Source organism: Halosimplex amylolyticum, from assembly GCF_051414035.1.
GTDB classification, from domain to species: domain Archaea; phylum Halobacteriota; class Halobacteria; order Halobacteriales; family Haloarculaceae; genus Halosimplex; species Halosimplex amylolyticum.
The window spans coordinates 526,390-538,031 of the sequence record NZ_JBLKNW010000002.1; the positions used below are offsets into that span (position 1 = coordinate 526,390).

The following is an 11,642-nucleotide window of genomic DNA, read 5'->3' on the forward strand; positions in this document are numbered from 1 at the left end:
GGTGTGGGGCCGGGACACGGCCGGAGAGTAGTGCGCCCGGCCCTGGGACGCTCGATCTTCGGGACGACTCCGGGGAGCGGCGCCGGGACGTTCACCTATCTCCGGTGGAGCACTCTGACGAGCGCGTAGCCGACGCCGCCAGTGACGATCGCGGAGAGGCCGAACACGCCGAGCATCCCCGCGAGGACGCCGTCGTTCTGCGTGATGGTGAGGCCGCTCTCGAAAACCGCTGCGACGAGCAGCAAGACGAAGCCGGCGGCGACGGCCGACAACAGGAGCGACCCCCTGAGCGCTTTGAGTCCCCAGTAGAGGGTCTGCCATCGCGGGTTCGCGGTCTCGTCAGTTACTGATGCCATGGCTTCTGTAGTCAACGCCTCGTAGGACTGGCATATAAATATTGTCACACGTCAAGCCGTCTCCCATCCGAGACTCGCCACGACGTGACAGCGACCGGGGAACGGGTTCTCACTCGGTCGCAGCCCGGAACCGCGCGTTCTCGGTCCGGCGCGACGCTCGGTGACCGAAGTTCGCTTCCAGAACGTGGTGAAACCGGGAAGGAGGAACCGTGTCGGCCCGGGCCGCTCACTCGGTGGGCGGCTGGTCGTCGTCGGCGCCGACCGTCTTGGTGTGACGCGCCCGGATGCGCGGGTTGAACACGCGATCCATGCCCTGGGAGAACAGGATGAACCCGAACGAGATGATCACGATCGCGCTCATCGGCCAGAGGATCTGGTAGAAGTTGCTCAGATCGACCAGGGCGAACGCCTCGCTGTAGGCGGTGTCCATCATGATCCCCCAGTTGGCCGTCGTGAACGGCAACACGCCGAGGAAGTACAGCGCGACGGACTCGAAGATGACCTTCCTCCCGGCCTGGGCCGCGTTGATGAGGACGTACGGCATGAGCTGCGGGGTGATGTCGCGAGCGAGGATCGTCTTCGTCGAGATTCCCATCGTCCGCGACGCCTCGACGTAGCTCTCCTCGCGAAGCGTGAGCACCTGGGACCGCAACGACCGCGCCAGGCCCGGCCAGGCGTCGATCGCCAGGATGACTCCGACCAGCCACGCCTGTCGTGGCGGGTATATCGCCGCGATGACGATGACCAGCGGGAGACCCGGCATCGTCATGACGACGTCCGTGAGGTACATCAGGACCGAATCGATCCGGCCGCCCTTGTATCCGGCCGTGACCCCGATGACCGTCGCGAACGCGATGGAGACGATGGCGCCCGCGACGACCATCTCCAGCATGTCCGGCGTCGCGTGGACGAGCTGGCGTCCGATCGGTGAGCCGTAGTTGTCCGCGCCCAGCGGGAACCGGAGCGATATCCAGGGCAGTGAGACGGCCCCGAGCGAGACCTGCGTGACGTCGATCCACCCGCCGTCCTCGGTGATCGCGGCGAGCCCGCCCACGAACGGCGGGTAGTTGGTCGGCGCCTGATTCGTCGCGGGACTCTCGACCACTCGCGTCCCGACCGTCCCGCTGAGGACGAACAGCGAGATGATGAGGATGCCCAGCCGGGTCCGCCAGTCGCTCCACGCGACGCGCCCCGGCGCGAGCACGTACGCGTCGAGGATCCGGTCGAACCGCTCGCGGCGCGTGAGCTGGATGCTGTTGGAGTCGGCGAGTTGCCCGAACAGCTGGTCGTCGCTGAGCTGTGCGCCGCCGTCCGTGGAGGTCCGGTCAGTAGGACTCATTCTCGCCTCCCGAGCCCGCACGCGGATCGACTATCCCGTAGGTGAACTCCGCGAGGAGGATCCCGACGAGCGTGACGATAGTGAAAAACAGGAACGAACCCATCAACAGCGGGTAATCGCGCATGTTGATCGCGTCGAACGTGTACCAGCCGACGCCGGGGTACGTGAAGATGTACTCGAGGATGACGCTGCTCGAAAACACCGCGGCGATGCCGATCATCATCTGCGTGTACAGCGGCAGGATCGCGTTCCGGGCGACGTACCGCGTCGCGATCCGGACGGAGCTGATCCCCCTGAGCCGAGCGACGCGGAGGTAGTCTTCCCCCAGGATCCGCACGGAGTTCCCGCGCATCGCCAGCGCGCCCCCGCCGAAGCCGACGATGAAACTCGACATGATCGGGAGCGTCCCGTGGTGGACGATGCTCGTCATGAAGGGGACGTTCAGCCCCGCCTCGATGCTCGTGTCGTACCGGCCGCCGCTCGGGAACCAGCCCAGTTCGTGTGCGAAGAAGGCGAGGAACAGGATCGCGCCGACGTAGTAGGGGATCGAGTTCAGGAACGTCGCGACCACGGTCATCGTGCTGTCGAACCGCGACCCCTCCTTGTACGCCATCGCCGCACCCAGCAAGATGTTCGTGGAGTATCCCAGCGCGAGCCCGTAGACGCTGATGAACACCGACCACGGCATCGCCGTGAACAGGATGTCGAACACCGGATCGCCGTACTGGATCGACTGGCCGAAGTCCTGGTAGAGGACGATGTCGCGGACGTACTCGTAGTATTGCAGGTAGATGGGCTGGCTCGGGTCGAACCCCGTGTGGACCTCGACCATCTGGTCGAGGATCTCCGGGTCCGCCGCCTGCCCGGTCCCTTCGAGCTGGGCCTCGAACTGCGCTCGCATCGCCTGCGCCGGGTTGCCGGGCATCAATCGGAACAGCGCGAACGTGATCGTCGTGACACTGATCAGCGTCAGAAAGGCGTGCCCGATCCGTCGCCAGTAGTACTCGAATCCGGCGAGGATCCCGAACACACCGGCGAGCGCGCTCCGGGCTCGTTCCAGGTGCGGTCTCATGTAAGCTGAATCAGACTGTGACCCGGAACCTATTATAGCTTGTCCTGCAATACCGGACGCAGCCAGTCCTGTCAGGCGATCTGGGTGCTCGATCGTCCGCCGAACGGCCGGTCCGCCGAACGGCCGGTCCGCCGAACGGTCGGTCCGCGGAACGGCCGGTCCGCGGAACGGCCGCTACCGAGCGGGCGCCGCTGTCACGTGGCGGGCCAGCGCCCGCGGCGTCGTCGGTCGACGCTCAGTCACAGTTTCGCAGAACGAGGCCGCTCAGCAGGGCGAGCACGCCGGTTCCGAGCAGGTTCATCACCGTCACCACGTAGGCCGGGGACCCGGCGTCGAGGAAGTACAGCCAGACGAGCGAGAGTCCGAGCACGGCGACGGAGAAGGTGAAGACGAGGCGCAATCCCCGGTCGTAGTCACAGAGGTGATCGAGGAACGTCCTGTCGTACTTACTTGCCATGTTTTCCGGGGCGGCCGCCGCGTCAATAAGCCTTCGCCACCGGGTGGGGGCGGGATCCGTCGCCGGACCGAGCGCCGCGGCGGAGCGAGCCGCCTCAGGTGACCTCGTCGACCGAGACCGTTTCGTCGTCGGCGAGCGGCTCGCTGTCCCAGTACTCGTGGGAGTCGACTTCCCGGAAGCACGCCACGCGGGAGCCGTTGTCGGCGTCGAAGAGGTCCGGCCGCTCGCGCTGACAGACATCGCGAGCCTCCGGACACCGGGTGTGGAACGGACAGCCGGACGGCGGGTCGGTCGGGTCGGGGATGTCGATCTCCCGGACGGGCGGCTCCGTCGCCTGCGCCTCCGCGGCAGCGTCCGGGTCCAGCGGGGGCGTTGCCCACCTGAGCACCTGCGTGTACGGGTGGCGAGGGTCGTGGATGATCTGCGCCGCCGGGCCGATCTCGACCAGGCGCCCGAGGTACATGATCCCGATGCGGCCGCCCGACTTCTCCGCGAGATACCGCGCGTTGGCGAAGTCGTGGGAGATGAACAGGTAGGAGGTGTCGAACATCTCCTGCAGGTTGAGCATCAGGTCCATCATCTCGACCCGGAGGCTCACGTCGAGCGCCGAGACCGCTTCGTCCGCGAGGATGAGGTCCGGGCTCATCAGGAGCGCCCGGAGGAGGACGACGCGCTGTTTCTCCCCGCCCGAGAGCTGGTGGGGGAAGCGGTCGGCGTAGTCCTCGGGGGGCTTCATCCCGACGCGCTGGAGGAGGTTGTGGATCACCGTCTCACGGTCGGTCGGGTTGAGGTCGGGACGCCATCGCTTCAGCGGCGCCGCGAGGCTCGTCCGCACGAGCCGCGACGGGTTGAGCGCGCTGCCCGGGTCCTGGTGGACGATCTGGAGGGCGCGCCGGATCTCGTCGTGGTCGAGGCCACCCTCGCCGCGCTTGGCTTCCCACACGTCCTGGCCGCGGTAGGCGACGGTCCCGTCCGTCGGTTCCTGGATGCCGATCGCGGTCTTCCCGAGCGTCGTCTTCCCGCAGCCGGACTCGCCGACGAGGGCGACGACTTCGTTCTCGGCGATGTCGAGCGACACGTCGTCGACCGCCCGGACCGTCATGTCCTCGTCGAAGAGCTTGTCGATGAACCCGGACTGGTCGAACTGGACGTCGACGTCTCGCAGCGAGACGACGGTCTCGTCGTCGCCCACCGGTGCCGGCTCCCCCGGCGGCTCGTCGGTCGTCTCGGTCCCGAGGTCGTACGCGACCGTGTCACGCGATCGCTCCCAGTGGAAACACGCCGCTTCCTGGCCCGGGTCGACGCTCCGGTACTCGGGGTCCTCCTGGACGCACCGCTCGGTTGCCAGCGGACACCGCGGATGATAGGAACACCCCGCCGGCGTGCTGACCGGGTCGGGGCTCTCGCCCTCGATCGGATTCATGTTCTCCAGTGCGGTGTCGACGCTCGGGACCGACTTCAACAGCGCCCGGGTGTAGGGGTGGGCCGCGTCCCGGATGACCCGCTCGCTCGGGCCGTACTCGACGAACTCGAAGGCGTACATGACGGCCAGTCGATCGGCCAACCCGGCCACGAGCGGCAGATCGTGCGTGATGAACACGATCGAGAGGTCGTACTCGTCCTGCAGCGTGTCGAGGAGACTCATGATCGACCGCTGCATGAGGAGGTCCAGCGCGGCGGTCGGTTCGTCCATCACCAGGACTTCGGGGTCGAGGACGAGACTGAGCGCGATGAGTGCGCGCTGTTTCATCCCGCCCGACAGCTCGTGGGGGAACGAGGAGAGGACCCGCTGAGGGTCCAGGTAGAGGTCGGAGAGGAGCTCGCGGGCGTGGGCCATGCGATCGTCCATCTCCCCGCCGTGGGCGCGGATCGTCTCCTCGAAGTGCTCTCCGATCTTCATCGTGGGGTTGAACGAGCTCATCGCCCCCTGGAACACCATCGCGATCTCCTCCCAGCGGAACTGTTCGAGCTGGTCGTCGCTCAGCGAGAGGACGTCGACCGGCTCGCCCTGTTCCGGCTGATACCAGACCTCCCCGGTGACGACCCCCGGGTCGACGACCGCGTGGAGCAGCGACGAGGCGAACATCGACTTCCCGCTCCCGCTCTCGCCGACGATTCCGAGTAGTTCGTCGCGATGAACGTCGAAGGTCACCTCGTCGAGGACTCGCGACTCACCTCGCTCCATGTCGAAACTCACCGAGACGTCCCGCACTTCCAGCACCGTCTCGGAGTGGCTGTCCCGTCGCGATCCGGCGTCGTACTCGCTGTGTGTCATCGTGCAATCATTGTTCGTGGATCACTCGCGTCCCATTCGCGACCGCTCTCGAACCCTGCCGCGGTCTCGTGCGATAGGTGTTGACATATGGTCCATATAAATCTAACTGAGCCGACGGCGACGACCGCCGGCAGCGTCGTCCCACGGGGAGACTGCGCTCGCGGGTCAGGGGCGCTATTCATCGCTACGCTGAGCGCCTTCGAGGTGCTCTCGTGCCCGCCTCGCGGCGTCCCGGACCCCCGTTGCGGGGTCGTTTTCGGCGAGATCGGCGATCGGTTCGCGCGCGTCGATCCGTTCGGCACGTCCGAGTGCGAGGGCCGCGCTGGCGCGAACGGGGGGTCGTTCGTCGGAGAGCAGCCCTTCGAGCGTCGCGGCCTGTGGCTCGATCGAACGGGGCCGGACGAGCGCGGCGTGTGCCAGGAACGCGGCCCCCGCAGCCCGGCGATCGCCGTCGCGCGATTCGAGGAACCGGTCGAGATCGCCCGCGACCGGCGCCACAGCCGCGCCGACCGCCTCGGGACGCTCCTCGCCGAGCGCGCCCAGCGCGTCGGCCGCCCGCCAGGGGACCGGGTGTTTCGGGTCCGACACGGCCCGTTCGGCGAGGTCCGGTGCGGCGGGTTCGACAGCCGATGGGTGCTCGGGCGCCACCGCTTCGAGGAATTCGCACGCGGCCGCGCGGACCCCCCCGTGGTCGTCGTCGAGCAGGTCTGCGACGCCGTCGGTCGCCGCCCGGACCGCATCCGGGTCCGCCGTCGCGATACGCGCCAGCGCCGCGACGGCGTGGACTCGGACCTCGTCTCGGCGAGCCCGATCCCGCTCTCGAGGCGTCTGCCCGACGGGCAGACGTGTCGATCCCCCGGGACCGACGGCCGACGTCCCGTGGCCCGCGGTCGGTGCGTCGGGGCCCGCGGCCGGTGCCCCGGGACTTCCCGCCCCTGAAGTGGCGTCGGCGAGTGGATCACGGGACAGTCCGAGCAGGACGTCGACGGCTTCCACTGCCGCCGCCGGTCGGGCGATCCCGATCTTCGCGAGGGCGAGGACCGCCGGTTCCCGCCCCGGTTCGGACCGGTCTGTGCCGAGTGTGGCCAGTCGCGGAACGAGTCGAGCGAGCTCCTCGGCGTGATCACCCGAGAGACTCGCGACCGTCAGCGCGGCCCTCCGGCGCCGGTCGGGGTCGTCCGCATCGAGGTGAGCCGCGAGTCGGTCGACGGCCCCGTCGATCGCACCCGGTCGAGCGTCGACGAGTCGCTCCAGCGCGTCGGACGCGGTTCCGCGGACCCGGCGATCAGGATGGAGCAGGAGGTCGACGACGTCGGTGACGTCGACCGTCTCCGGCTCGATCGTCGACGCCTCGCGGAGCTTCGCTGCACGATCCGCTCCATCGTTCAGCGACCGTGTCATACTCTCTCTATGAACGCGTCGGGAATAAATATCTGCTGGCCGATCGGGGACCGGCTTCTCGGACGCGATCGGTTCTCGACGAACCGACCTCGACGAACAGGAACGGAACGCCGAGCGATGGCAAAAGACCCCGATTCGCCGCTGTGACTGGTCTACGCGACCGACGGTGACTGGTTTGCGCGACCGACGAACGGTTCGAACTCGGCTGGGGAGCACAGGCAGATGCGTGGGATCGATTTGCACACTTCGTTTTGTAATAAAAAACGAGGTGGTCGTCGTTCACCGCCACGAGATTACAGACATACTAACGTAATATTCGGGGCTGCTCCCGGGTTCCTCCAGCCAGCGCTGCACCGCTGGCGAGGCCGAACAGCGCGTCTGTAGGGGTCGGTTTGGGCAGGGACGCTGTAGACCTGGCCGCCGGGGCCTGAAGAGCACGAGTCGATGAGTCGTTCGGCGGGCCGACTTCGCCGGATCGGCGCCCGGTTGACCGATCGCACGCCCGACGTCCGGCAGACTCACGCAGTCGAGACCGCTCGCGGCGGCGGGTTCGACGGCTCTCGGCGCGCGACGCCAACCGGGCTGGCCGAACGGCGCTCACCGCCGTTCCCGGTTGGATCGTCCCCGCGCTCGGGAAGTGGCGCCCGTGGCGTTTTGTATTTTCAAACAACGGCGCCCGTCTCGACCGGCATCCCTCCGGGCTACTTCGGTCTGAGGTCGAGCCGGCTCGCCGGATCGCGACTGCGAATCACGTTTGGTCTATCAAAACGAGGGCGGCCCGTTCGGGCGAGGGCAGGGACAGCCGACGTCAGCTTCTCGAACGGCGCGCGATCGGCCGCGGTACAGCCAACCGACCGACGGACAGATCAGTCGAACGCCGCGCCGATCCACTCGAGGTGCGTCCTGGTGGCCAGCGTGTGGTGATAGACCGAGAGGTCGCCGTCCGTCGCCGACCGGAGTTCGCGGACGAGGGTCAGGAACCGGTCCCGGCCGTCGACCACGTCGGGATCGACCGTGACGCCGGCGTCGACGGGGAGATCGACGGCGTCGGCGACGGCGGCGATCCGACCACGAGCGGTCTCGGGGTCGGCCACGTAGCACATCGCGGTCGTCCGGTCCAGGTGCGGTTCGAGGGCCGTGAGGTCGACGCCGGCCGCCCCGAGCGCGGTCGGGTCAGATCCGAACGCCTCCATGACGTAGTAGTTGAGCGGCGTCGTTCCGGCGGCGTCGGCGAGCCGTTCGACGAGCGACTCGACGACCGAAGCGCGGAAGTCGAACAGCGACCGCACCACCGGATCGCTCTCGAGGAGCTCGTCTATCGGCGGCGGAGTGGCCGCTGGGTCCGCGAACGACTCGCGCACGAGGTCTCTGACGCGCGACTGTGCGCGCTCGAAGTCGACGGCGTGGGGTGCCGCCGCGGCGCGGCAACCGTCGCAGAAGCACTGTGACAGCAGCGCTTCCCCGGCCGTCGTCGTCACCGTCTGGCGCTTGTCGTGGCCGAACGCCGCCCCGTGGTCGTGGAAGGCGCTCGGGAAGCCGACGGACTCGAGCTGGACCTCGTCGACGCCCCGCCTCGTGATCGCGTCGACGACGGCGGCGAAGTACTCGCGAACCGCAGAGTGGGACGGACACAGCGAGTGGTCGTGGGCGTCGCCGAACGCGCTCTCGATCCGGTAGTCGGGGTTGCGAGCCCCGAGTCGAGTGTTGTGGAGGCAGACCGTCCAGGCGTTGACGGCGACGTCGTGTTCGTGGGCTCCGTCGACGATCGACGCCAGCGGATCGTCCCACGTCCCGACGTCGTTGACCGGGGGTTCGACGGGCACGTCCGCGAACCCCTCGCCGGGGTCGAAGTAACAGCCGCCCGGGAACGAGCGGAACAGGGCGCCCGGGGACCGCGGTTGCATCGATCGCACGGAGTGGTAGTGGCTCGCGACGTTTAGCGCGTCGATACCGCGGTCGGCGAGGGTCTCACACGCGTCGTCGAGTCCGTCGCGCTCGAGCGTCCATGGATAGGTCCACAGCGCAGGCATACGAGCCAACTCGCGGATCGGCTGTAAAAACGTTCCGCCGGGGAACCCGCGCCCCGTTCGCACGGAAACCGGTGCGATGCCCGGTCGGACCAAGAGTTAAGCGGCCCCGGGGGGAACGCCGAGGCATGCCCGATCTGGCGATAGACGGCGGACCAGCGGCAGCCGAGGCGCTCTCGATCCCCGAGTGGCCGCAGCCGGTCGCGGAGAGTCGCGAGAACCTCCTCGAAGTGTTCGAGAGCGGGACGTGGTGTCGCGGTCCCTGGATCGAACGGCTCGAAGACGAGTTCGCCGACTACCACGACGCCGAGCACGCGATCGCGGTCAGCAACGGGACGGTCGCCATCGAACTGGCGCTCCGGGCGGCGGGCGTCGAACCCGGCGACGAGGTGATCGTCCCCTCGTACTCGTTCATCGCGAGCGCGAGCGCCGTCCCGACCGTCGGCGCGATCCCGCGGTTCGCCGACACGGACCCGGCGACGTTCACGATCGACCCCGACTCGGTTCGCGAACAGATCACGGCGGACACCGTCGGCGTCGTGGGCGTCCACTTCGCCGGGTACCCGATGGACCTGGACGAACTTGTCCCGATCTGCGAGGAACACGACCTCTTCCTGATCGAGGACGCCGCCCACGCCCACGGGTCGGAGTGGCGCGGCCGGAAGGTCGGCGCATTCGGCGCGTTCGGCACCTTCTCCTTTCAGGAATCGAAGTCACTGCCCAGCGGCGAGGGCGGGATCGTCGTCACCGACGACGACGTCCTCGCGGAGCGGGCCCGGACGATGCAGAACATCGGACGGGCGCAGGGCGAGACGGGGTACCGCCACTACACGCTGTCGTCGAACTCCCGCATGTCGGCGTTCCAGGCCGCGGTCGCCCTCGGCCAGCTGGAGACGCTGCCCGCGGAGAACGAGCGCCGCGAGGAGAACGAGGAGATCCTCCTGTCCGAACTCGAAGCGATCGACGGTGTCCGCACGAAACCGCGCGACGACCGGATCACCGCTCGCGGGTACTGCCTGGAGAACTTCCGGTACGACCCGGACGGCTTCGACGGGCTGAGCCGCGAGCGGTTCGTCGAGGCCCTCCGCACCGAGGGGGTCCCGGTCTTCGACGGCTACGAGGTACCGATCTACAGACAGCCGGCGTTCTTCCGCGACGAGGTCCGGCGACTCCTCCCGCCCGGCGCGGAGATCCCGGACTACCGGAACCTGCCCCTCCCCGGGGCCGAGCAGCTCTGCCGGGAGAACGTGGCCTACAGTCACCCGCTGTTGCTGGCCGACGAGGAGGGGATCCGCGCCGTGGCCGACGCGATCCGGAAGGTGCAAGCCCACGCCGCCGACCTCCGCGCCCGGGAGGCGTAGATGCCGGACCGGGACGCGGGATCGGGCGATGGGCGGCCCGGGGAGTGGTGCGCCGGGGTGGCGACGACGACGATCACGCCCGACGAGTCGCTGTGGCTCGCGGGCTACGCGGACAGGACCGAGCCTGCCGACGGCGCCGAGACGGACCTCCACGCGAAGGCGCTCGCCGTCTCCGACGCCGACGGCGCGACCGTCGTCCTCGTCAGCGTCGAGATCATCTCCATCCCGCCGGCGCTCAGGCGAACGCTGCTGGACCGCTGTGCGGACCAGTTCGGTCTGGGGCCGGAGTCGCTGGCGTTCACCGCGACGCACACGCACTGCGGACCGATCGTCCAGTCGTTCCGCGGGCGGATGTACGGCCTCGGCGACGACGGCGTCGACGCGGCCCTCGCCTATCGTGACCGCCTCGCGGACCACCTGGTCGACGTCGTCGGGGCGGCCCTGGCGGACCGGGACCCGGCGACGCTCTCGTACGGTCACGCGCGCTGCGGGTTCGCGATGAATCGGCGCCGCCCGACGCCGGACGGGATCGCCAACGCCGCGTATCCGGACGGGCCGGTCGATCACGACGTACCGGTGCTCGCCGTCGAGTCCGAGGGGCGCCTCGAAGCGGTGGCGTTCGGCTACGCGTGTCACGCGACGACGCTTCGACTCGACCGCTACTGCGGGGACTGGCCGGGGTTCGCGATGGCCGCCGTCGAGGACCGCTACGGGGGCGCGACGGCGCTGTTTCTCACCGGCTGTGCCGGCGACCAGAACCCCTATCCGAAGCGGCGGCTCGACGTTGCGAGAGACCACGGTCGGTCCCTGGCGAACGCGGTCGAGGCCGCTCTCGAAGCGAGCCGACGGCCGGTTCACGGCCCCCTCCGACTGGCTCGCGAGACGGTCCCGGTCGCGTTCGAGGGGTACGACGGGCGCGCAGAACTAGAGCGACTGCGAGCGTCCGCGGACCCGTACGAACGACGGCACGCCCGTCTGCTCCTGGACCGCCTCGGGGAAGACGGCGACCTACGGGAGACCTACCCGTACCCGATGCGGGCCGTCGGGTTCGGGACGGACCTGACCCTGCTCGCGCTGGCGGGCGAACCCCTCGTCGAGTACGCGCTGCGGTTCGAGGCGAGACTCCCCGGCCCGCTGTGGGTCGCCGGGTACACGAACGGCAGTTTCACCTACGTCCCCACGCGGCGAGCGCTCGCCGAAGGCGGCTACGAGGGCGGCAGCGTGACGCGGTTCCGCCGGTACCCCGGCCGCGTCGAACCGTCGGTCGAACGGCGGGTGCTGTCTACGGGTGAGGCACTGGCGCGTCGGGTCGGCGGAACCCGTGGCTGAACACGGTCGCTCGGGGAACCGGCTG

At 68.7% G+C, this 11,642-nt stretch carries 9 protein-coding genes; 2 read left to right on the forward strand and 7 right to left on the reverse strand.

The features are described 5' to 3' along the window. Nucleotides 1-95 precede the first annotated feature (95 nt). The 7 genes from ACMGFE_RS13105 to ACMGFE_RS13135 form a co-directional block, all read right to left on the reverse strand. Complete coding sequence (locus ACMGFE_RS13105; protein ID WP_436925646.1) at nt 96-356, reverse strand: hypothetical protein; 261 nt, start codon at nt 354-356, stop codon at nt 96-98. Nucleotides 357-582: 226 nt separating this feature from the next. Then, nucleotides 583-1,695 (reverse strand): ABC transporter permease, encoded by a 1,113-nt coding sequence (locus ACMGFE_RS13110; RefSeq protein ID WP_436925647.1) that lies wholly within the window; start codon nt 1,693-1,695, stop codon nt 583-585. Beyond that, a complete protein-coding gene (locus ACMGFE_RS13115) occupies nt 1,682-2,767 on the reverse strand; it encodes an ABC transporter permease (protein WP_436925648.1) in 1,086 nt (361 codons plus the stop codon). The genes ACMGFE_RS13110 and ACMGFE_RS13115 overlap by 14 nt, the downstream gene beginning before the upstream one ends. Before the next feature lie 235 nt (nt 2,768-3,002). After that, nucleotides 3,003-3,224, reverse strand: a complete 222-nt coding sequence (locus ACMGFE_RS13120) for a hypothetical protein (protein ID WP_436925649.1) — start codon at nt 3,222-3,224, stop codon at nt 3,003-3,005. Between the two features lie 94 nt (nt 3,225-3,318). Beyond that, complete coding sequence (locus ACMGFE_RS13125; RefSeq protein ID WP_436925650.1) at nt 3,319-5,499, reverse strand: ABC transporter ATP-binding protein; 2,181 nt, start codon at nt 5,497-5,499, stop codon at nt 3,319-3,321. Between the two features lie 174 nt (nt 5,500-5,673). Continuing rightward, the gene (locus ACMGFE_RS13130; RefSeq protein ID WP_436925651.1) at nt 5,674-6,900 is read right to left on the reverse strand and encodes a HEAT repeat domain-containing protein; all 1,227 of its coding nucleotides are present in this window, start codon (nt 6,898-6,900) and stop codon (nt 5,674-5,676) included. An 866-nt stretch (nt 6,901-7,766) separates the two neighbouring features. After that, the gene (locus ACMGFE_RS13135) at nt 7,767-8,930 is read right to left on the reverse strand and encodes a hypothetical protein (RefSeq protein WP_436925652.1); all 1,164 of its coding nucleotides are present in this window, start codon (nt 8,928-8,930) and stop codon (nt 7,767-7,769) included. Nucleotides 8,931-9,055: 125 nt separating this feature from the next. On the opposite strand from ACMGFE_RS13135, the gene ACMGFE_RS13140 reads away from it, so the two are divergent. Continuing rightward, on the forward strand, nt 9,056-10,288 hold the full coding sequence (locus tag ACMGFE_RS13140) for a DegT/DnrJ/EryC1/StrS family aminotransferase (RefSeq protein WP_436925653.1): 1,233 nt from the start codon (nt 9,056-9,058) through the stop codon (nt 10,286-10,288). After that, nucleotides 10,289-11,617: a neutral/alkaline non-lysosomal ceramidase N-terminal domain-containing protein gene (locus ACMGFE_RS13145; protein ID WP_436925654.1), complete on the forward strand. Its 1,329-nt coding sequence runs from the start codon at nt 10,289-10,291 to the stop codon at nt 11,615-11,617. The last annotated feature ends 25 nt before the right edge of the window (nt 11,618-11,642 follow it).